Source organism: Pseudoalteromonas sp. TP27, from assembly GCF_056470645.1.
This window is the reverse complement of sequence record NZ_JARDAK010000011.1, coordinates 24,257-46,161: the sequence shown is the minus strand read 5'-3', so window position 1 is coordinate 46,161 and position 21,905 is coordinate 24,257. Positions and strand designations below refer to the sequence as shown.

Below are 21,905 nucleotides of genomic sequence, written 5' to 3'. Positions count from 1 at the left end.
TAAGCAATATTTGCCTTCATTTAATTAAAAATAGCTGTAAAAACATGTGCTAATACTATCTCATAAACACTTCGTTACGATTTAGCAGTTAAATTTATTTTTATTCTAGGCTAAGATGGAACTAATGTATTAACTGTACCAAATTAAGGAGCTATTTTGATAGCAAAGGTATTTAAAGGTATTTGGGCTGGAATCAACTTTTCACGCCGTTTAATACTCAACATTCTGTTTTTATTACTGGTCATCGTTTTTTTCGTTTCGCTTTCAAGTGACGACGATAAAATAATTGTAGAAAATGGCTCTGTGCTTAGGCTAAACCTTAATGGCCCTATTGTTGAGGAAAAAACTTATATAGATCCAGTCGAAGCTGCAATTAGCGATGCTACTTCTGGTTCTGAAGCGCCAAGCGAAATTTTACTCGACGATATTGTTGAAGTAATAAACGAAGCGACTAAAGACGATCGCATTACGGTGATTCTGCTTGATTTACAAGAAATGCCTAAAGCGCATTTAAATAAGCTCAAGCAAATTACTAATGCTATTGATTCATTCAAACAAGCAGGTAAAAAAGTAATTGCATCAGGTTATTACTTTACTCAAGCACAATATTATATTGCATCACATGCTGATGAAATAGCTATGCACCCATACGGTAGCGTAGGTATTGAAGGTTATGGCATGTACCCACTTTACTTTAAAGATGCTCTTGAAAAGCTTGAAGTAACGCAGCATATTTTCCGTGTTGGTACATTTAAGTCAGCGGTAGAACCTTTTATTCGTAACGACATGTCTGATGCAGCTAAAGAAGCTAATCGCGTTTGGTTAGGCGCACTTTGGAGTGAATACAAACAAGATGTTGCCGCTGTTCGCCCGTTTGATGAGTCAAACTTTGACGAAACAATGGACGTATATCTTGAGAAAATGAAAGCTGCCGATGGCGATGCAGGTAAATATGCACTTGATCACCAGTGGGTTGATTCTTTAAAAACAAATCAACAAGTTCGCAAACAGTTAATTGATTTAGTTGGCGCACAAGAAGATGGCAAAACATTTAAGCAAGTTTCATTTCGTGAATACTTAAGCTTGGTTAAACCTCCTATTGAATTTGATAATCCTATTACTGAAAAAGTAGCCGTTGTTGTTGCTAAAGGTACGATTGTTGATGGTGAGCGTAAAGCCGGTGAAATTGGTGGCGATTCTACTGCAGCCCTTCTTCGTAAAGCACGCCTTGATGACAAAGTTAAAGCGGTTGTACTACGTATAGATTCAGGTGGCGGTAGTATGTTTGCCTCTGAAGTTATTCGTGCAGAAGTATTAGCACTTAAAGCTGCTGGTAAGCCCGTTATTGCATCTATGAGCTCTGTGGCTGCATCGGGTGGTTATTGGATTGCTTCTGCTGCAAACGAAATTTGGGCAGCACCGAGTACGATTACAGGTTCAATTGGTGTGTTTGGTACGTTTATGACATTTGAAAAGACTTTATCTAAAATTGGTGTTTATTCAGATGGCGTTGCAACAACCGAAATGGCTGGTTTTTCTATCACTCGCCCGCTTAACGAAAAAATGGGTGAAGTAATTCAAATGAGTGTTGAAGAAGCATACGGTCGCTTTTTAAATGTTGTCGCTGATGCGCGTAATATGACACCTGAGCAAGTTGATAAAATTGCCCAAGGTCGTGTTTGGATAGCATCTCAAGCGCAAGAACTTGGTTTAGTTGATAAGCTAGGCGACAAACAAGATGCGATTGAAGCCGCTGCTGCACTTGCTAAACTAAATCATTATGAAATTAAAACTATTAAACAAGATTTAAGCCCGCAAGAAAAAATGATTCAAGACATTTTTGGTAACGCGTCTATTAAATCGATGCTTGGTTTACAAACACAAAAAACATCAGTGTTAGCAACGCAAGCTAACTTGCAAAGCGTTATTAACCAATTAAGCACTGAAGTAGAAAACCTTAAAGATTACAACGATCCACAAGGTGTATATGCTCGTTGTTTAGTATGTAATGTTGCACAATAAAAGTGCATCTACTACTCTAAGTAGCTGTATTTAAAGTTACTTAACGTTATACTAAGCCCAGTTTTTTTACTGGGCTTTTTTTATGAAACGTAAACGCATTTATATCGCTTATACTGGCGGTACTATAGGGATGAAAAAATCGAGCCGAGGCTATATTCCAGCTGAAGGTTTTTTAACAGAAACAGTCGTTAATAACGCAGAGTTTAACCGCGATGAAATGCCTTTATTTGATATTCATGAATATTGCCCGCTTATTGATTCATCAGATATGTCTCCTGAGCATTGGCAACTTATTGCTGATGACATTAAAAGCAAATATCAAGACTATGACGGCTTTGTAGTCCTACATGGTACCGATACCATGGCCTATACAGCCTCAGCCCTGTCATTCATGTTCGAAAACTTAACTAAACCTGTGATTGTAACTGGCTCGCAAATTCCGCTTTCTCAATTACGCTCAGATGGTCAAGTAAACCTTCTGAATGCAATGTATTTAGCAGCCAACTACCCTATTGCTGAAGTAAGCTTATTTTTTAATAACCAGCTATTTAGAGGTAATAGAGCAACTAAAGCACATGCTGATGGTTTTAATGCATTCGCCTCACCCAATCTTGACCCTTTAGCGCTATCAGGTATTAGCATTGAGCTTATTAAAGGCCAGCTTAGCCCTTATGTTGAAAACGAGCTTCAAGTAACCCCTATTACACCTCAACCTATTGGTGTGCTTTATTTATACCCTGGTATTAGTCAAGAAGTGGTTAAAAGTTTAGTTAATGGTAGTATTAAGGCGCTTGTGTTACTTAGCTTTGGTGTGGGTAATGCACCGCAAGATCCTAACTTTTTATCAATACTTGAAGATGCAAGCAAGCGCGGTGTCGTCATTGTTAATTTAACCCAGTGCTTAAAAGGCCATGTAAACATGGGCGGTTATGCTACAGGTAATGCGCTGTTAAATATTGGTGTAATTAGTGGGTATGATATGACCCTTGAGGCCTGTTTAACTAAATTGCATTATTTATTTAGCCAAAAGCTAGAGGTCGAGACGATTCGTCATTTAATGCAAGACAATTTACGTGGTGAGTTAAGCCGTTAAATCTCGCAAAGCTAAAAATACAAAAGGCACGCTAAATAGCGTGCCTTTATCGTTTTAAACAACTGTTTATTATCTAACTTTAGCGTCAATATCTACTAGGTCAGTTAAATGGCATGTTTCACCACTGTGGGTTTTTACGCCATGCTCACCAAAGTAATCACGCTGGGCTTGTACTAAATGCCCATTACTCGGTGTCGTTAATGTTGCTAAATACGTTTGTGTAGCACCCAATACTGGAAATGCTAAACCCGTCATTATTGCTTGGCCGGTAATTTTTCGTAAAGAGTTAGACTCTTTTTCAAGGGTATCAATAAACTCAACACCTTGTGCAACACTATCAAGGTAGTCAGCACGAATAATACAACCCGCACGCCATGTTTGAAGCGTTTTAGATAAATCCACTTTCCACTGGTGAGTACGAGATGCACCTTTAATTAGCGCTAAACCTTGACGGTATGCAAGTAAACTTGAAAGTAAGAAGGCCTCTTTTAGCTCTTCTAGATCAATTTCAACATTGTTAGTTGATTTAGACGCATATGACATTTCTTGTGCAGCTGTTGTATTACACGCATTAGTTAAATGACGAGCTTGTACAGCAGCAACGAGTGATGGCACAGCAATGCCAAGCTCTAATGCATTTTGGGCAGTCCAAAGGCCAGTGCCTTTAGCACCTACTTTATTATCAATTAAGTCTGCAAGCGGCACATTATTATGATTTTCAAGTGACAATATATGACTAGAAATAGAGAGTAAGTAGCTGTTTAATTGACCTTCTGACCAGTCATTAAATATCTCAGCAACTTCTTTAGGTGAACGGCCTGTGCCAATACGTAGTAATTGATATACTTCTGCAATAAGTTGCATAAGTGCATATTCAATACCGTTGTGAACCATTTTTACAAAGTGTCCACTGGCTGATTGACCAACACGTGCAAAGCACGATTCGCCATTAAAGCTTGCTGCAGCTTTTTCGAACCAAGGTTCTATTCGACCCCAACCGCCTTCAGAGCCACTTGCCATCATTGCAGGACCGTGGCGAGCGCCTTCTGCCCCACCTGAAATGCCCATAGTGGCAAATTCAAATTTATTTTGGTATTTAAGTTTGCGAGTTATACCATCTTTATAATTACTGTTACCGCAATCAACAATGATATCGTTACACTCTACGCCTGCTTCAACTAGTTCATTACAAACAGAATCAACTAATTCGCCAGCAGGAACAAGTAACAAAATAGAACGAGGTGCTTCTAAACGTCTAACCATGTCTCTTAAGTCAGAAACAATGTGAAGCCTATCAGCCATGCCTTGAGATTTAGCACAACTTAGTAACTCTTCACCCGCATGTGGGTTTTTGTCATAAGCGACGAGCGTTATCCCTTTTTCAATCAAGTTTAGGGCAAGATTTTTCCCCATAACGCCTAACCCTACTAATGCAACTTGCATTTAGTGTCCTCCTCGGTAACAACTATTTGGGTAGAAAATTCAGTGTATAAATTAAATAATACCGCGTGCATTATACTCATGCAGTCATAAAATGCTAACCATGAGCTAGTAACAACATGCTTTTTTATTACAGATAAATAAGCTACGTAATTATATCAAACATCGATGCTCTCGGGTTGACTAAAAGCAAAGCTAATTGAAATTAAGATCATTGACGCATTCTGACACCGGTGTCATAATGATGACACAATAGTTTTGTATAAAATAGTGGCAAACATTTGAAGTTTGCTCATAACTAAAATATTTTGTTCTAATATAGCTAGATTAAGTCAACAAAATAACCGTCAACATGCTTTCACCAAGCACTTAGGAGAAATTGATGCTAAGACGCACAAAGATAGTCGCTACCCTTGGACCTGCTACCGATAGAGATAACAACCTAGAAAAAATTATTATCGCTGGGGCAAATGTAGTACGTTTAAACTTCTCACATGGTGTTGCCCAAGATCATAAAGACCGTGCACAAGCAGTGCGCGATATCGCAAAAAGATTAGGCAAGCATATTGCTATCCTTGCTGACCTTCAGGGTCCTAAAATCCGTGTTTCTACTTTTAAAGAAGGTAAAGTAACACTTGCTGTAGGTGCAAAATTTACCCTTGATGCAAAAATGGAAAAAGGCGAAGGCGACGTAAACTCTGTAGGTATCGACTACAAAGAGTTACCTAACGATGTAACCACTGGCGATTTACTTTTACTAAACGATGGTCTTATCCAACTTAGTGTTGATGAAGTTGCTGGGCATTTAGTACATTGTACTGTAACTGTTGGCGGTGTTTTATCTAACAATAAAGGCATTAACCGTTTAGGTGGTGGCTTAACGGCTCCAGCATTTACTGAAAAAGATAAAGACGATTTAATAACTGCCGCTGAAATTGACGTAGATTACATTGCCGTATCATTTCCACGTAGTGGCGACGATATGCGCTACGTACGTTCACTTGCTGAAGCTGCTGGTTCAAAAGCACAACTACTTGCAAAAATTGAACGTGCTGAAGCCGTTGAAACACAAGAAGCTGTTGATGACATTATTCTAGCGTCTGACGCAGTAATGGTTGCGCGTGGTGATTTAGGTGTTGAAATTGGTGATGCTGCACTTATGGGCAAGCAAAAACTAATTATTCGTCGTGCTCGTTCATTAAATCGTACTGTAGTAACAGCAACGCAAATGATGGAATCGATGATCGATAACCCTATGCCTACACGTGCAGAAGTTATGGATGTGGCAAATGCTGTTCTTGATGGTACTGATGCTGTAATGCTTTCAGCTGAAACAGCTGCCGGTGATTACCCTGAAGAAACAGTGGCAACTATGGCACGTGTTTGTTTAGGTGCTGAGTCGCAAAAAGAAACACACGTTTCTAAGCATCGTTTAGATAGTCGCTTTTCTAACAACGCTGAATCTATCGCGCTTTCTGCTATGTATGCAGCTAATCACTTAGATTCGGTTAAAGCAATTATCACACTCACTGAATCTGGTAGCACGGCTAAATTAATGTCGCGTATCAGCTCAGGATTACCAATCTACTCGCTTTCTCGTCATGCAAGTACATTAGGTCAAACTGCACTTTATCGTGGTGTTTACCCGGTGTTTTTTGATTCTACAAAAACTGAAAAAGACGGCATGGTAAAAGCAGCACTTGATACACTTGTAGCTCAAGGCTCATTACAAGCTGGCGATACGGTAATTATTACTCACGGTGACTCAATGGAAACTGTGGGCGCAACTAACACAATGAAAATTGTAACCGTTGCATAATACCAATTTTATTAAAAACATGATTATTCTATCGCATTAAATAGCGCTCTCACTGCGTTGAAAATTATTCATATAGAACAACTACATGTCATAATTTTCGCCTTATTATAGCGCTATTTTCTTAGCGCTATAATAGATTACTTATTTAACGCAATTGGTATAATTAATCACAAATATAAAAAATGCGAGCTTAGCTCGCATTTTTTGTATCTGTAGTAAAGGCGTTGGTTTTAACTTGCTAGTGCTGCTTTTACTTTATCACGGTAGCTACGGCTTACTTTAAGCTCTTGTCCGTTTTCAAGTACTAATAAATACTCACCACTTACCTGCGTAACCAACTTACTAATTTGCTTTGTATTTACTATTGCACTGCGGTGTACGCGTACAAACAACTGAGGGTCGAGCTCTTGTTCTAGCTCTTTCATTGTTTTACGTAAAATATGTGTTTGGCCATCTTCACAATGTAAACACATGTAGTCGCCAGCAGCATCAACCCATTGAATAGTAGCAACGGGAACTCTAACTATTTCCCCCTGCTCTTTTACAGCGAGTGACTCTGGGTAGCGCCTGTCTGTTAAGGTGTCGCCAGTGGCTAATTTTTTAAGAATTTCTTCGCAATTATTACCAGTGATCCCGGCTACAAAACTCGCTAGTTTTTTCTTATGGGCGTTGTCTTGCTGCGTTTTTAAGTAGGTATGCACTTTTTCTACCGCCTGTTTTAGTCTGTTATCATCAACGGGTTTTAAAATGTAATCTAAAGCATGAATCTCAAACGCTTTAACTGCAAATTGATCAAAAGCAGTTACAAACACAATGGCAGGAAGCACTTTTGTGCTTTCACTAAGCGCTCGGGCAACTTCAAAGCCATTCATGCCTGGCATTTGAATATCTAGAAATACTAAGTCTATTTTTTCGTTTTTACATGTTTCAATAGCATCAGCACCTGAGCTGCATAGTTTGATTACTTCAATATCAGCAAACTCTGCAAGCCTTACATCTAAACCTTTACGTGCTAATGGTTCATCATCAACAATAAGTGTTTTTATTTTTATCATTTCTTCACAGCCTTCTCAAACGGGATTCGCAGATTAACTTTTAATCCACTTGGCGTATTATGTGATAATACAAACGAATAATTATTCTCGTAGAGCGTTTTTAATCTATCTTTTGTGTTTGCTACACCAACGCCCTGTGCATTGACTAACTGGCCATCTTTTATGTCTGTACCTGGGCCGTTATCGCCAACTTCTAATAATAATTCGTTAGCAAACACCTGCGCTTTAATATCTATTACACCACCTTCTGTTAGATGAGCAATAGCGTACTTAATTGCGTTTTCAATAATCGGTTGCAAAATTAAGCTTGGCAATAATGCTTGTTTAGCTTCCTCGCTTACTTCAACGTTAACTTTTAGTCGTTCGTCAAAACGTACACGTTCAATTTCAAGGTACAACATAAGTGCATGCAGCTCTTGCTCCAACGGTACTTTTTTAATTGGATCGGTATTGAGTGTATAACGTAAAAAATCACTAAGCTTCGACACCATTAAATTAGCATCTTTGTTTTCTTTTACCAAAATTAATGTGGAAATAGCATTAAGTGTATTAAATAGAAAATGAGGATTAAGCTGGTATCTCAACATTTTTAATTGTGCTTCATGTGCCATGGTTGTCGCTTTAAGCGCTTTTTGACGTTCACCTTGTAACAATTGATAATACTTAACACCAAAATATAATCCGCTCCAACACAGTATAATATAAACTGAATCTAAGCCTTGTTGCAGGTAATAAAACCACTCCTCTGGCCTATAGCCATGGCGATATATTTCCCACAAATTAAATTTTTGAACAACAGCCCATAAAGTACCTGTTATATAAGAGGCACCAAATACTACAATCATTAATACCCAGGGCGAAGCATTCCAAATTTTACGATAGATATACCTAAGCGGCACTGTCATTAAGCAACCAGCATAAGCATTTAATAAAATAACAAATACGTAAATATCACGCATTTCAAATACTTTAGAGCCGATATAATTTACTAACGCATAACCAATCCAGCCTGCAATTTGCAAAAGCCAAAAAAAGCGTTGTCGGTTATCAACCAAAGATTGCCAGTTCAAAATTTACTTTTACTCCATGGGGGTTTAATTCAAATGATATAAAATTTATTTTTAAACAGGTCTGTTATTTTTATTATTCTAACGACAGAGAACAGTAAAAAAGTTAATTTTTATAATAATTATGTTTACTCATTATATCGATTTATAAGAATGTTTATCACTACAAACTGTCTTGGTTTTTAAGAGCCTTAACGCAAAGTTGTGTGCTAGGTGTAATAAAAAAGCGAAAGGCTTTAACCTTTCGCTTTTTTAAAAGCTATTTACTCAATAAATAACTATGCAAGTTTGTCAGAAGCCACTTTATAAGTAGGATCTTCAATTACATTTACTTCAACTAAATCGCGTGCTTTGTGTAGTAACTGCGTGCAGTCTTTACTCAAATGACGTAAGTGAAGTTGCTTACCCGCTTTAGTGTACTTATCAGCGAGTGTATCTATCGCTTCTATTGCACTGTGATCTGATACACGGCTATGTTTAAACTCAACAATGACATTTTTAGGGTCGTTTTTAACATCAAACAACTCTGCAAAGTTTTTAACTGAACCAAAGAAAAGTGGACCATGTAGCTCATATACTTTAGCGCCGTCTTCATCAATGTAGTTCGTTGTGTATATGTGTTTAGCATGCTGCCAAGCAAATACCAGCGCAGATACAATAACACCTACACACACTGCAATCGCTAAATCAGTAACAACCGTAACACCCGATACAAGTACTATTACGAAGGCGTCAGATAGAGGCACACGCTTCATCATTTTAAAGCTAGCCCATTCAAATGTACCTAATACAACCATAAACATAACACCTACTAGCGCAGCTAATGGGATCATCTCAATTAAGCTTGAAGCAAAAATAATAAACGCCAGTAGCATTAAAGCGGCACTAATACCCGATAAACGCGAGCGACCACCTGAGTTAATGTTTATCATTGATTGACCAATCATTGCACAACCACCCATAGCACCAAACATACCACAAGTAATATTTGCAGCGCCTTGGCCTATACACTCTTTATTACTATGACCACGGGTTTCTGTAATCTCGTCAATTAAGCTAAGCGTTAATAATGATTCAATTAAACCAATAGCCGCTAAAATAAGTGCATAAGGAAAAATGATTTGCAGCGTTTCAAATGTGAACGGCACCATTGGAATATGGAATTGCGGTAAACCGCCAGCAATTGTTGCAGCTTCGTCGCCAGTCATACCTTTTAAGAAATCAACAACAGTATGCGCTTCTAAGTCCAAGCCAATTACTAAAGCTGTTACTGTAATAATAGCAACTAGTGTGGAAGGTACAGCCGTAGTTAGTTTTGGTAAAAACTGAATAATAGCCATTGTTAAAGCCACTAATCCAAGCATAATGTATAGCGGATTACCCGTCATCCATTCTTGTCCGCCCATACCATCAGGGACTTTAAATTGCCCTAATTGGGCTAAAAATATAACAATGGCTAAGCCATTTACAAAACCTAGCATTACCGGATGGGGAACCATGCGAATAAACTTTCCAAGCTTAAAGACGCCGGCGAGTATTTGCAGTATGCCCATGAGCAGCACTGTTGCAAATAGGTACTCAACACCATGATCAAGTACTAAACTTACCATAACAACAGCTAGTGCACCGGTTGCACCTGAAATCATACCAGGGCGGCCACCAAATATAGCCGTAATTAAACCAACGATAAACGCGGCATATAGACCAACTAAAGGTTCTACATTTGCAACAAAGGCAAACGCAACAGCTTCTGGAACTAAGGCAAGCGCCACAGTTAATCCAGATAAAATATCGTTTTTAGCAGAGCTAGGCGCCCTACTGAGTAAGTTAAACATTGAGTTCCTCAAATGGTGTTATGGGTATAAAAAAAGCGCTAAATTCTATCAAAATAGCGCTCAGTTAACAATTGTCATTGTGCCGTAAAGCTAAACTAAAAGTGGTTTAGCTTTACAAAGAAGTGCTTTATAAAGGAAGAGAAGTACTGCGTTTTACACATGTCATTGTTACGTTAGAATGTACTTCCTGTACATATTCTAAGCTTAACAAGTTATCGCGTACAAAGTGCTCATATCCTTCAATGCCTTGTGAAATTATGCGTAGCATAAAGTCCATTGTTCCGGCCATTGTGTAACACTCTGTGACTTGATCGTAACTCATTATAAGTTTTTCAAATTCAGCAAGGTTCTTTTTACCGTGGTTTGATAAACGCACATGTGCGTATACCAGCATATCAAAGCCAAGCTTTTTCTCATCTAAAAGAGCCACTTTGCTTTTTATATAACCATCTTGCTCTAGCTTGGCAATTCGACGCCAGCATGGAGATTGAGACAAGCCTACTTTATCTGCAATTTCTGCGGTTGATAAACTAGCATCTTGTTGTAAAAGTGCCAATATTTGGCGATCTACGTGATTTAGAGACATTTTATTTCTTATTTATCAAATAAACTGGTTAAATTATACAGCCATTTTAAAACACAGTCTGCTTATTTTTAATTTTTATACAGTTAACTAACCTTCAATAAGTTATTTAACCAAACTTACCACTGACAAAGGGATTTGTTTGTTTTTCAAAACCGACTGTCGTGTCGCTTCCGTGTCCTGCTAAAATTTTAGTGCTATCCGGCAGTGTAAGAACTTGCGTTTTAATTGATTCAATAAGTTGCTCACTATTCCCCTTAGGAAAATCAGTGCGCCCTACTGAACCCTTAAAAATAACATCACCTACAATAACGCACTCGTGCTCTTGTTGATAAAACACAATATGACCCGGTGTATGCCCCGGGCAATGTTTCACTAAAAATCTAAGTTTACCTACGCTCACGGTGTCGTTATGGTTTAGCCAAATATCCGGATAAAACGGCTCAATAGGTTTAAACCCGAAAATTTGTGCTTGTATAGGCAAGTTTTCAAACCAAAAGTATTCATCTTTTTGTGGACCAATAATTTGTACGTTAAATTGATTACGCAAAATATCTGCCGCACCCACATGATCTAAATGCCCGAGTGTTAACCAAATAGCATTTAGTTTTAATTTATGCTCATTTAGGGCCGCGATTATTTTTTCTGCATCGCCACCAGGATCCACAACTACCGCTTGTTTAGTTTCGCTACACGCAATGATACGGCTATTCTGTGCAAATGCAGTGACGGGTATAGTTATTATTTGCATATTAGATTTCTTTACTTTTTTGATCCGGGATAACCACTTCTTCTTCGAATGACATAAGTATCGGATACTTTAAGTACGCTTGATCATAAAATGGGCTTTGCTCATATAACCAATTTAATCGTGCATCAGCGTCATTCGCGAATGATTTATCTTTAAGCTTTTCGTCAAACTTAAGCGCTAGCTTTGGATTGTCTTTTAACATTTGGCGTGCGAATGGAATTAGCGCATAATTTTCCATGTACTCAGTACGCTGAAAAATTGTATTAAATTCCCCCCAAGCAAAAAATGAATCAGGTGCTTCAGGGTGCAACAAATGCACAGCAAGCTCACCTGCTTTTTGTTGGGTATTGACTTGATACCAGCCATCTAAATCGACATTAATAGCAGGCACATAATCAAAAGTGGCTGACACTCTAAAACGCCCTTCAAAAGGTGCTTTATCAAACGTATAGTCTTTTACTTTAGCTACTTTTAAAGGCTGTGTATTCGCCCCTTCAAGTTTATTAATAGATACACCGTGTAGCTTTAACTTTTCAACAATATTGCCATATACAGGCGGAATAAAAAAAGCTTTAGGTACTTCAACTGTATGTTGTACATCTTTTTGCCAATAAATAGGTAAGTCGGTATAGGTGTGTGCTTTACCTAAATACTTAACTTCATTTTGGCCCGAAAGTGCATTCATGCTTGATGAATACTCAATACCTTTAAACTGCGCAATCGTATCAGCTTGCTTGGCATAGCCACGCTTTACTATTAACTGTTTAGGAACAAATTCCTGTTCTTTTTTTACTGCATTAGCTAATTCATGACTGTGCTTAGATAGCGCAGTAATAGCACCATCTAAAAACACGTAAGTTCCTAATACACGTTGCTTGTAAGGTTTTAATGAATGGTTTTCTACTAAAATAGTCGGTAATGATTTTAAATCGCCCCAACCATTTGAAAAGCGCGGCGTAGCAACCCACCCCGCTAATCCTTTTTTAAAATCTCGCTTGTCCATAACAAAAACAAGTGGCCCTGGCGTGTGGCCTTGTTCAGCCAGCGTATCGTCAATCATAGGTTTAAAAAACTGGTTTAAAGCGTCAGATACCGCAGGCGATTCGCTTGAAAATACCGGATTGTAGCCATAAGTCACATCGTATTGGTAATCTGCCCCATCGGTAACGTGTACATCAATGTATAAATTTGGGTTGTAGTCGTTAATAACCTTTAAAACACTTCTGACTTCTGGCGTATCAAGTTTAGTAAAATCGCGATTTAAATTAAGGTTGTTTGCATTTGTTCTAAAGCCCATTTTAGCAGGGCCTCGTTGATTGATGCGATTAAATGCACTACTGCGTTCGTGTCCATCTACATTTAAAATAGGAATAAATAATATGTTTACCTTTTTTAAAATGTCACGGCGCTTACCCGTCGCTATATCTCTAAGCAACATAAACATGGCATCTTTACCGTCTATTTCACCAGAATGTATTCCTGCCTGAATAAAAATAGTCGGCTTTGTACTATTAGCCATTTGTCTTGCTTCAAAAAAGCCTTGCTCACTGGCAATTAGCATTTTTATTGCACGCTTGCTATTACTATAGCCAATAATTTGAGATTGAAACTGAGTAGGGTTTGCAGCAACTAACCTATCTACAAATGCCATTGTATTTGCATAATCGGGCGACGCTTCACCTGCTGACAGCTCAAAATCAGTAGTTAACGGCCCTTCTTTTTGTAAAAGCTCTACGCTTTTCCCCTGCCACTCAATGAGTGGAGGTAAGTGCGCGTCATACGCCACACTTGCAGATAAAACTAGTAAACTTGCAAACATAAAATTCTCTAACAAACGCCTCAATTATATAAATTATATCAACTAAATTTTTTATAATGAGGAAACTGCGGTGATTCAACAAAAAAATGCAGCCAATTACATCTCATACCAATCTGCATAAATCTTTGATCAATTTAACGAATTAAATTTCACTATAACGTCGTTAAAAATTTTTTATTTACGACTGCATGGATGCAGGAGGTAGAGCAATGCAGGGAGCAATTGCCGAGAACAACTAGATACAAAAATTTTTGCCTAGTTATAGCGTAATCTTCTTAACGTTAAATAGACCCCGTATATAAGCAGATTGGTATCACTCATTCACACCTGTCTTTTAAGGCTATATAACATTATTAATTATAGTAATTCATTATATTACTATTTATACCAATTCCATTAAGTATGTGATCTAAATTTTACGCCGAAAAAATAATTCAGTTCTAGGCGTAAATTGATGTAAATGGTTGTTCCCTTTGCGATATTTACAACAAAGAAATGGGTTGTTTTAGCAAGTAAATAGATCAGCTATTTATTGGAATTGGTATTATAAACCCAATTTAAAAAACACATAAAACAACTCCGCTAAATTATTAAATTACAGGCACAAAAAAAGGAGCCATGGGCTCCTTTTTAATACTTATATGAAAAAGCTTAAGCGGCTAGGCCTTCTTTTGCTTTTTCTACAAGCGCTGCGAATGCAACTTGGTCGTAAACAGCGATATCTGCAAGGATCTTACGATCGATTTCTACAGATGTCTTTTTAAGACCATTGATAAAACGGCTGTAAGACAGACCATTTTGACGTGAAGCAGCATTGATACGTGCAATCCATAATTGACGGAAAGTACGTTTCTTCGCACGACGGTCACGGTAAGCGTATTGACCCGCTTTAGTAACAGCCTGGAAAGCTACGCGGTAAACACGTGAACGTGCTCCGTAGTAACCTTTTGCTTGTTTTAAAACTTTTTTGTGACGTGCACGTGCGACAACGCCGCGTTTAACTCTTGCCATTTCTAAAAACCCCTATTAAGCGAACGGTAACATACGTGAAACTAGACCATGGTCATTTTTATGAACCATCATCTTAGGACGTAGGTGTAACTTACGCTTAGAAGTTTTCTTAGTCAGAATATGACGAAGATGCGCTTGTTTACGCTTGAAACCGCCAGAAGCAGTCTTTTTGAAACGCTTAGCAGCGCCACTGTGACTTTTTAGCTTATAAGCCATTGCAATAACTCCAAATTGTATTGCTTTTAAATTAGTAAGCAGGCGTGAGATATATTTCTATAGCTCCACTTTTAGGCCTAACTTACTGCCATGTTCCGGTGAAGACCCAGCATAAATGCCGCAATCTTACTTTAAGACCGGTTAACTCAGGTGAATATTCGCATATTACTTGCAGACCTAAGCTAATTTCGGTGCGTATTATCGCTTAAAAATTATTTTTTAGCAACAGGCGCCATCATCATAACCATTTGGCGGCCTTCAACACGATTTGGGAAAGACTCAACTACTGCAAGATCTTCTAAATCGGTTTTGATACGGTTTAATAATTCTATACCAATTTCTTGGTGAGCCATTTCACGACCACGGAAGCGGATAGTAATCTTAGCTTTATCGCCAGCTTCTAAGAACTTACGTAAGTTGCGAAGCTTAACCTGATAATCACCTTCATCCGTACCAGGACGGAATTTGATTTCTTTTATCTGGATCTGCTTTTGCTTCTTCTTCTGCTCTTTTAGTTCTTTGCTTTTTTCAAAGATGAACTTACCGTAATCCATGATTCTACAAACAGGCGGCTCAGCGTTTGGACTGATCTCAACAAGATCAACACCCGCTGCATCGGCCATAGTTTGCGCGTCTTGTAATGACTGAATTCCAGCTTGTTCGCCTTCAATGTCAATTAAACGAACTTCTTGCGCTGTAATTTCTTCGTTAATACGATTTTTTTGAGCTGTTTGTTGCCCTTTCTTGCCGCCTCTAATAGTACGTTCCTCCAAGAATATCAATAATATAAGCGTGTAATTGGCTGTTTGTTAATGCCTTACACGCTCGATTTTTACTGTCGATTTTTAATTTCTTCGCTAATTTTAGCTACAAAATCATCGACATTAAATTTGCCTAGGTCTTCACCTGTGCGAGTACGCACTGCTACTTCTTGTTGTTCAACTTCTTTATCGCCAACAACAAGCAGGTATGGAATACGCTTAAGTGTATGCTCACGGATTTTAAAGCCAATCTTCTCATTTCTCAAGTCAGCAGCGGCTCTAATTCCAAGTTTATTTAATTTTTGTACAACTTCTTTAACATAAGGAGCCTGTTTATCGGTAATATTCATTATTACCGCTTGCTTTGGCGCAAGCCACGTCGGGAATAAACCAGCGTACTCTTCTGTTAAAATACCAATAAAGCGTTCAATAGAACCTAAAATGGCACGATGTATCATTACAGGTGTACGACGTTCGTTATTTTCTGCTACATAAGTAGCGCCTAAACGACCCGGTAATGCAAAGTCTAATTGCACTGTACCACACTGCCACGCTCTGTCTAAACAATCGTACAAAGTAAATTCAATTTTCGGACCGTAAAATGCGCCTTCGCCCGGAAGATAATCAAATTCAATATCATTTAGCTTAAGTGCTTCGGCTAAAGCAAGCTCTGCTTTATCCCACATATGGTCTTCACCAATGCGTTGTTCTGGGCGAGTAGATAGCTTAACTACAATCTTCTCAAATCCGAATGTTTCATATGTATCATAAACCATCTTAATACACGCTGAAACTTCGTCCATTATCTGCTCTTCGGTACAGAAAATGTGAGCATCATCTTGGGTAAAGCCACGTACACGCATTAAACCGTGTAGTGCACCTGATGGCTCATTACGGTGACAACAACCAAATTCAGCCATACGAAGTGGTAAATCACGGTACGATTTTAAACCCTGGTTAAAGATCTGCACGTGACCTGGGCAGTTCATTGGTTTGATTGCGTATTCACGCTTTTCAGATTCAGTGGTAAACATTGCTTCTGAATACTTTTCCCAGTGACCTGATTTTTCCCAAAGTGAACGGTCCATCATCATTGGACCTTTTACTTCTTCGTATTCATATTCACGTAATTTTTCACGTACAAATTCTTCAAGCTCGCGGTAAATGCTCCAACCATCGTTGTGCCAAAATACCATGCCTGGCGCTTCCTCTTGCCAATGCCATAAATCAAGCGCTTTACCAATACGACGGTGATCGCGTTTTTCAGCTTCTTCAAGGCGTTTTAAATACGCTTTAAGTTGCTTTTTATCGCCCCACGCTGTGCCGTAAATACGTTGTAGCATTTTGTTGTCTGAATCACCACGCCAATATGCACCTGCCACTTTCATTATTTTGAAGTTTTGGCAAAATTTCATGTTAGGAACGTGAGGTCCACGACACATGTCTACATATTCTTCGTGATGATATAACCCTGGACGGTCATCTTTAGCAATGTTTTCGTCCAAAATTTCTATTTTGTATGTTTCGCCACGCGCTTCAAATGTATCGCGTGCTTCTTGCCAGCTTACTGTTTTTTTCACTACGTCGTAGTTTGTTTTAGCTAGTTGCAACATACGCTTTTCAATTGCTTCAAGATCATCTTGTGATAATGAATGTTCCATATCGATATCGTAGTAAAAACCGTTATCAATAGTAGGACCAATTGCCATTTTTGCGTCTGGGAAAAGTTGCTTAACTGCATGACCAATTAAGTGAGCACAAGAGTGACGAATAATTTCAAGGCCGTCATCGTCTTTTGCGGTGATGATCTCAAGGCGAGAATCTTCACAAATTTTATCACATGCATCAACACGGTCGCCATTAACACGACCGGCAATGGTCGCTTTAGCTAAACCAGGACCAATATCGTTTGCAACATCAAGCGTGCTTACAGGGTTTTCAAAACTACGTTGACTTCCGTCTGGAAGAGTAATAACTGGCATTATAAATCCTTACTACAGTGGTGACACCTACAATGTATCACGTGTATTTTTATTAAATTAAATGAGAATGGCTCGACAACGCTTTTACGAATAAGCATTGACTAATTAATGTAGATGACGAGTCTATTCAACTACAAGCATATATTGTCGCGTGCTGTGCATTTAATTACAAGTTTAAAGGGGTGAAATCCACCCGTTTTGAGCACAAAATGTAGCTTTTAGTGCAAAAAAAATCATTTAATTAAAATATAAAAGCATCAACGCGCTAATTACGCGCCTACAACTATACCTGTACTCGCATTTTAATGTACGTTGCGTATAATACTGCGTAATTAAGTTATTTTAGAGAATAGACATGAGAACATGTGGTGTAGAAATTACCGGTAGTGATGTACTACTTTGTATTTTAAGTAAAGATAATGACGTATTTGATATTCGCGATGTGCGCCAAACACGCTTTACCTTAGGTAACGGTAACGACACTGAAGTAATGCGTAAATTTCAATTTGATTTTGCAAAACTAATGCAAGACTACCAAATTGATTCTGTTGCAATTCGTGAGCGTCAGCCAAAAGGTAAATTTGCTGGCAGCGCAAAAGGATTCAAAATGGAAACTGCAATTCAATTAATCGACAATTTAGATGTACGTTTATTTACCACAACCGAAATTAAAGAACAGGTTAAGCGTAATCCTATTCCTATTGATTTTGAAGAAACGGGTCTTAAAAAGTACCAAGAAAATGCATTCGTAAATGCCTACGTTTATATAATGAAAAAAACATACCGCAGCGACGAAATGTAAACTCATTGCTCGTTTAAAAACGCGTACTTACTCTGTAAGACGCGTTTTTTTGTATCTAAAAAACATGATTAGATTTTATAAAGGTACTCATACCAACCTGCTTATATACGGGGTCTATTTAACGTTAAGAAAATCACGCTAGAACTAGGCTAAAATTTTTGTATCTAGTTGTTCTAAATAAAAAATTTTTAACGACGTTATAGTGCAATTTAATTCGTTAAATTGATCAAATATTTATGCAGGTTGGTATAATACATTAGTCTAACCACCCTTCTCTTTGTCGACAATATGTGTTTATTTTAACTTTGTAGTTTACATAACTCACACACTTTTCATGGAGAAAGCAATGCACACACACACTATTGCGGTAAAAGAATTAGAACAAATAAATCATTTACCGTTATCGCAAAGCTATTTTAAAGGTATACAAAGCACACCTTTAACAAATTCAACCATTGGCGAGTACTTTGACTTTATTGTCGACAAAAACCCAAAGGCTTTAGCCGTTGTAGTTCATCATCAAGATATTCGTTTAACATATAAAGAGTTTCAAAAAGAAGTTAATCAACTTGCTATGGGCTTACTGGCCCTTGGTGTAAAACCAGGAGAGCGCGTTGGTATTTGGTCTCCCAATAATATTGAATGGTGCTTAACCCAGTTTGCAACAGCCAAAATTGGCGCAATAATGGTGTGTATTAACCCTGCATATCGCCCTAACGAATTACAATACGCTTTAAATAGTGTTGAATGTTCAACCTTAATTACAGCATCAAATTTCAAAGGCAGTGATTATTTAGAAATGCTTAATAGTTTGGCTCCAGAACTTGCTAGTTGCGATAAAAATAAGCTTAATTTAAAGGCATTGCCCACTCTTAAAAATATAATTCGTATCGGTGATGAAGAATCTCCTGGTATGCATGCGTTTAATGATGTTATTAACTTGCCAACATCGGCACATGAGCTTGAATTAAAAGTAATTGGTGCAAACTTAAATGCAGAGCAAGATATCAATATCCAATTTACATCGGGTACAACAGGCAATCCAAAAGGCGCAACGCTTACACATAAAAACATTTTAAATAATGCGTTATTTGTTGCTGAGTCTATGCATTTTACAAGCGATGACAAATTATGCATTCCGATCCCGCTGTATCATTGCTTTGCTATGGTACTAGGTAGCTTATTATGTGTTAGTAAAGGTGCTGCAGCCATTTACCCAGGTGATTCGTTCGATGCAAAAACTACACTTGATGTAGTGCAACAAGAAGGCTGTACAGCGCTGCATGGTGTACCCACTATGTTTATTAGTGAGCTTGAACTAAGTAATTTTAACGATTACGACCTAAGTACTTTGCGCACAGGTGTAATGGCCGGTTCAACGTGCCCTGAGCAAGTAATGCGAAAAGTACAAACACAAATGAACATGCATCAAGTGCTCATTGCTTACGGGCAAACTGAGTGCAGCCCCATAAACAACATTACCGAAACAGACTCATCAATAGAGCGCCAAGTAACGACTGTTGGCCGTGCGCTTGCGCATACCGAGGTTAAAATTATTGACGAATTGGGTAACATTCAACAAATTGGTCAACCTGGAGAGGTGTGTAGTAAAGGTGCAGGTATAATGCGCTGCTATTGGAATGACGAAACTAAAACAAAAGCCACAATAGATGACAGCGGTTGGCTACACTCTGGTGATTTAGGTGTAATGGATACTGAAGGGTTTGTCACCATAGTGGGCCGTATTAAAGATATGATTATTCGCGGCGGCGAAAACATTTACCCTCGCGAAATAGAAGAAGTACTTTACACCTACCCGGGCATTCAAGATGCTGCCATATTTGGTATAACAGATGAAAAGTATGGCGAGGAAGTGTGCGCTTGGATCCAACCAAAAGAAGATGCAGTGCTTGATGAGCAAGCAATTCGTGAGTTTTTAAAAGACAAACTAGCCTACTTTAAAATGCCACGACATATCCGCTTTGTAGAAAACTACCCAATGACAGTAACAGGTAAACTGCAAAAATTTAAAATGCGAGAGCAAATGCAAGAAGAGCTAAGCGACAAAGCCTTCTCTTAATTTTTCCTCTACAAAAACCTGAACTCTAAATCATAAATCTATCTCAAGTAACGATTAAAAAGCACAGCCAATTGGCTGTGCTTTTTGTATGCTGGATTTATTATAAATCTAACATTCTCTTTTTTAAACGCTCTAAATCAATCGCACTTGAGCGTACTGTTAATTTAATATGGCTATATTCATACTCTTCTTTAACCACACTCATACTTGATCGAATTTCGCCTACTATACCTTTCGCGGTGTACGGAATAATAACGTCTTCTTCAATCATGTCCTCTTGAGCAATATCAACAATATATTTGTGCAGTTTACTAATGTCGTCAGGGTTACGAGTAGAGGTCATCATCGCATCAGGAAACTCTTCCATCAGCGATTGCTGTTGCTCAGTACTTAATTGGTCTGATTTATTCAGCACTAATAATTTTTTGCTGCCTTCAACACCGACCTCTGCCAGTACTTTATGTACTACTTCAAGCTGTGAACGAAAAGAAGGGTCTGACGCATCAACAACATACAAAAGTAGCGACGCATCATGTGCTTCAGCGAGCGTTGAGTGAAACGAAGCAACCAAATCGTGAGGTAACTTTTTAATAAAACCAACAGTATCTGATACGAGTATACGAGGCTGTGTAATGGGATATAACGCACGAACTGTAGTATCTAGCGTAGCAAAAAGCTTATTTTCGCCCTCTACATCACTGCCTGTAATAGCACGCATCATTGATGACTTACCCGCATTGGTATAACCAATTAAAGCCACTGAAAATAGCTCAGAGCGCTGCGTTCGTCTGTCCATCATTACATCTTGAACACTAACAAGTTCGCGTTTTAATTCTGCTAGCTGGTCACGTACTTTACGGCGATTTAGCTCAAGTGTGGTTTCACCCGCACCTTTACCCATTTGGCGTTCTTTATCACCGGTTGATGTTTCACGAAGTCGAGGCGCTACATAATTAAGACGAGCAATTTCAACTTGTAATTTTGCAGTTTTAGTACGCGCATGACGGCTAAATATTTCAATAATTATGCCGGTACGGTCAAATACCTCTACACCTAACTGGTTCTCAACATTACGTAGTTGAGAAGGCGTTAAATCGCAGTCAAAAACTACAACATCGGCACAAGCAAAATCTAAATCGTCTGATGGGATTTCTGACGGCATGTCGGATAATGGATCGTCATCAAGAACATTTTCATCCTCTTGCTCTTCTGCAGCAGACCCTTTATTACCAGTAAGGTGCGCTATTTCTGCTAGTTTGCCTGAGCCAAGTACATTAACCTTTTGGGTAGAACTTTGCTTTTGCGATTGAGTACCTACTACTTTAAACCCTAAAGTAGTCACCAAGCGCGCAAGTTCTGCAAGCGACTCTGTAGCTTCGTCACCTTTAAACTGCGGTGTGCTAATAGAAATAAGTAAGGCGTTTGGAAGTGATGCTTTTGCAGTTGTTTGCATAAATTTTTGTGTTAATGCACTAAGGTGCAAACCTATTTTTCATTCGAAAGTAAGTTGATCCTACGCTGTTATAGCTCAGCTTTATAGAGTTATAATTAACTAATCACATTTATAAC

At 38.4% G+C, this 21,905-nt stretch carries 17 protein-coding genes; 5 read left to right on the top strand and 12 right to left on the bottom strand.

Translation table 11 applies throughout. The features are described 5' to 3' along the window. Nucleotides 1-156: 156 nt before the first annotated feature. Nucleotides 157-2,022: a signal peptide peptidase SppA gene (sppA, locus tag PX700_RS13450; protein WP_479520975.1), complete on the top strand. Its 1,866-nt coding sequence runs from the start codon at nucleotides 157-159 to the stop codon at nucleotides 2,020-2,022. Between the two features lie 82 nt (nucleotides 2,023-2,104). Next, the gene (gene ansA, locus PX700_RS13445; protein WP_197178740.1) at nucleotides 2,105-3,115 is read left to right on the top strand and encodes an asparaginase; all 1,011 of its coding nucleotides are present in this window, start codon (nucleotides 2,105-2,107) and stop codon (nucleotides 3,113-3,115) included. Nucleotides 3,116-3,184: 69 nt separating this feature from the next. Here ansA and gndA read toward each other — a convergent pair whose 3' ends face one another. Beyond that, nucleotides 3,185-4,558, bottom strand: a complete 1,374-nt coding sequence (gene gndA / locus PX700_RS13440; RefSeq protein ID WP_479520974.1) for an NADP-dependent phosphogluconate dehydrogenase — start codon at nucleotides 4,556-4,558, stop codon at nucleotides 3,185-3,187. Between the two features lie 379 nt (nucleotides 4,559-4,937). Here gndA and pyk point away from each other — a divergent pair, with 379 nt between their 5' ends. Beyond that, the gene (gene pyk, locus PX700_RS13435; protein WP_415635975.1) at nucleotides 4,938-6,374 is read left to right on the top strand and encodes a pyruvate kinase; all 1,437 of its coding nucleotides are present in this window, start codon (nucleotides 4,938-4,940) and stop codon (nucleotides 6,372-6,374) included. A gap of 230 nt (nucleotides 6,375-6,604) precedes the next feature. Here pyk and PX700_RS13430 read toward each other — a convergent pair whose 3' ends face one another. The 10 genes from PX700_RS13430 to thrS all read right to left on the bottom strand — a co-directional run bounded on the left by PX700_RS13430 (nucleotide 6,605) and on the right by thrS (nucleotide 17,454). Further along, the gene (locus PX700_RS13430) at nucleotides 6,605-7,429 is read right to left on the bottom strand and encodes a LytR/AlgR family response regulator transcription factor (protein ID WP_197178743.1); all 825 of its coding nucleotides are present in this window, start codon (nucleotides 7,427-7,429) and stop codon (nucleotides 6,605-6,607) included. Next, nucleotides 7,426-8,499 (bottom strand): sensor histidine kinase, encoded by a 1,074-nt coding sequence (locus PX700_RS13425; RefSeq protein WP_197178745.1) that lies wholly within the window; start codon nucleotides 8,497-8,499, stop codon nucleotides 7,426-7,428. Before PX700_RS13425 ends, PX700_RS13430 begins: the two co-directional genes overlap by 4 nt. Before the next feature lie 275 nt (nucleotides 8,500-8,774). Further along, on the bottom strand, nucleotides 8,775-10,331 hold the full coding sequence (locus tag PX700_RS13420) for a SulP family inorganic anion transporter (RefSeq protein WP_166419055.1): 1,557 nt from the start codon (nucleotides 10,329-10,331) through the stop codon (nucleotides 8,775-8,777). A gap of 127 nt (nucleotides 10,332-10,458) precedes the next feature. Then, nucleotides 10,459-10,917, bottom strand: coding sequence for an Lrp/AsnC family transcriptional regulator (locus PX700_RS13415; protein ID WP_007375323.1), 459 nt, complete (start codon nucleotides 10,915-10,917; stop codon nucleotides 10,459-10,461). Between the two features lie 106 nt (nucleotides 10,918-11,023). After that, nucleotides 11,024-11,665 (bottom strand): MBL fold metallo-hydrolase, encoded by a 642-nt coding sequence (locus PX700_RS13410; protein ID WP_479520973.1) that lies wholly within the window; start codon nucleotides 11,663-11,665, stop codon nucleotides 11,024-11,026. A gap of 1 nt (nucleotide 11,666) precedes the next feature. Continuing rightward, complete coding sequence (locus PX700_RS13405; protein ID WP_479520972.1) at nucleotides 11,667-13,484, bottom strand: M14 family metallopeptidase; 1,818 nt, start codon at nucleotides 13,482-13,484, stop codon at nucleotides 11,667-11,669. A 651-nt stretch (nucleotides 13,485-14,135) separates the two neighbouring features. Next, nucleotides 14,136-14,495, bottom strand: coding sequence for a 50S ribosomal protein L20 (gene rplT / locus PX700_RS13400; protein WP_002960711.1), 360 nt, complete (start codon nucleotides 14,493-14,495; stop codon nucleotides 14,136-14,138). A 15-nt stretch (nucleotides 14,496-14,510) separates the two neighbouring features. Continuing rightward, nucleotides 14,511-14,711, bottom strand: coding sequence for a 50S ribosomal protein L35 (rpmI, locus tag PX700_RS13395; RefSeq protein ID WP_002960713.1), 201 nt, complete (start codon nucleotides 14,709-14,711; stop codon nucleotides 14,511-14,513). A gap of 212 nt (nucleotides 14,712-14,923) precedes the next feature. Continuing rightward, the gene (gene infC / locus PX700_RS13390) at nucleotides 14,924-15,484 is read right to left on the bottom strand and encodes a translation initiation factor IF-3 (RefSeq protein WP_479520971.1); all 561 of its coding nucleotides are present in this window, start codon (nucleotides 15,482-15,484) and stop codon (nucleotides 14,924-14,926) included. Between the two features lie 59 nt (nucleotides 15,485-15,543). Beyond that, nucleotides 15,544-17,454 (bottom strand): threonine--tRNA ligase, encoded by a 1,911-nt coding sequence (thrS, locus tag PX700_RS13385; RefSeq protein WP_166419058.1) that lies wholly within the window; start codon nucleotides 17,452-17,454, stop codon nucleotides 15,544-15,546. 355 nt (nucleotides 17,455-17,809) lie between these two features. On the opposite strand from thrS, the gene PX700_RS13380 reads away from it, so the two are divergent. Beyond that, nucleotides 17,810-18,256 (top strand): DUF3010 family protein, encoded by a 447-nt coding sequence (locus tag PX700_RS13380; RefSeq protein ID WP_007582681.1) that lies wholly within the window; start codon nucleotides 17,810-17,812, stop codon nucleotides 18,254-18,256. Between the two features lie 346 nt (nucleotides 18,257-18,602). Continuing rightward, nucleotides 18,603-20,336, top strand: a complete 1,734-nt coding sequence (locus tag PX700_RS13375) for an AMP-binding protein (protein WP_479520970.1) — start codon at nucleotides 18,603-18,605, stop codon at nucleotides 20,334-20,336. Nucleotides 20,337-20,436: 100 nt separating this feature from the next. Here the strand turns inward: PX700_RS13375 and hflX are convergent, their stop codons facing one another. Continuing rightward, on the bottom strand, nucleotides 20,437-21,789 hold the full coding sequence (gene hflX, locus PX700_RS13370; protein WP_166419060.1) for a GTPase HflX: 1,353 nt from the start codon (nucleotides 21,787-21,789) through the stop codon (nucleotides 20,437-20,439). Between the last annotated feature and the right edge of the window lie 116 nt (nucleotides 21,790-21,905).

Bases quoted from the DNA above. Each gene is read 5' to 3' on its own strand.
- ansA (WP_197178740.1), top strand. From the start codon at position 2,105: ATGAAACGTAAACGCATTTATATCGCTTATACTGGCGGTACTATAGGG.
- gndA (WP_479520974.1), bottom strand. From the start codon at position 4,558: ATGCAAGTTGCATTAGTAGGGTTAGGCGTTATGGGGAAAAATCTTGCC.
- pyk (WP_415635975.1), top strand. From the start codon at position 4,938: ATGCTAAGACGCACAAAGATAGTCGCTACCCTTGGACCTGCTACCGAT.
- PX700_RS13430 (WP_197178743.1), bottom strand. From the start codon at position 7,429: ATGATAAAAATAAAAACACTTATTGTTGATGATGAACCATTAGCACGT.
- PX700_RS13420 (WP_166419055.1), bottom strand. From the start codon at position 10,331: ATGTTTAACTTACTCAGTAGGGCGCCTAGCTCTGCTAAAAACGATATT.
- PX700_RS13415 (WP_007375323.1), bottom strand. From the start codon at position 10,917: ATGTCTCTAAATCACGTAGATCGCCAAATATTGGCACTTTTACAACAA.
- PX700_RS13410 (WP_479520973.1), bottom strand. From the start codon at position 11,665: ATGCAAATAATAACTATACCCGTCACTGCATTTGCACAGAATAGCCGT.
- PX700_RS13405 (WP_479520972.1), bottom strand. From the start codon at position 13,484: ATGTTTGCAAGTTTACTAGTTTTATCTGCAAGTGTGGCGTATGACGCG.
- rplT (WP_002960711.1), bottom strand. From the start codon at position 14,495: ATGGCAAGAGTTAAACGCGGCGTTGTCGCACGTGCACGTCACAAAAAA.
- rpmI (WP_002960713.1), bottom strand. From the start codon at position 14,711: ATGGCTTATAAGCTAAAAAGTCACAGTGGCGCTGCTAAGCGTTTCAAA.
- thrS (WP_166419058.1), bottom strand. From the start codon at position 17,454: ATGCCAGTTATTACTCTTCCAGACGGAAGTCAACGTAGTTTTGAAAAC.
- PX700_RS13380 (WP_007582681.1), top strand. From the start codon at position 17,810: ATGAGAACATGTGGTGTAGAAATTACCGGTAGTGATGTACTACTTTGT.
- PX700_RS13375 (WP_479520970.1), top strand. From the start codon at position 18,603: ATGCACACACACACTATTGCGGTAAAAGAATTAGAACAAATAAATCAT.
- hflX (WP_166419060.1), bottom strand. From the start codon at position 21,789: ATGCAAACAACTGCAAAAGCATCACTTCCAAACGCCTTACTTATTTCT.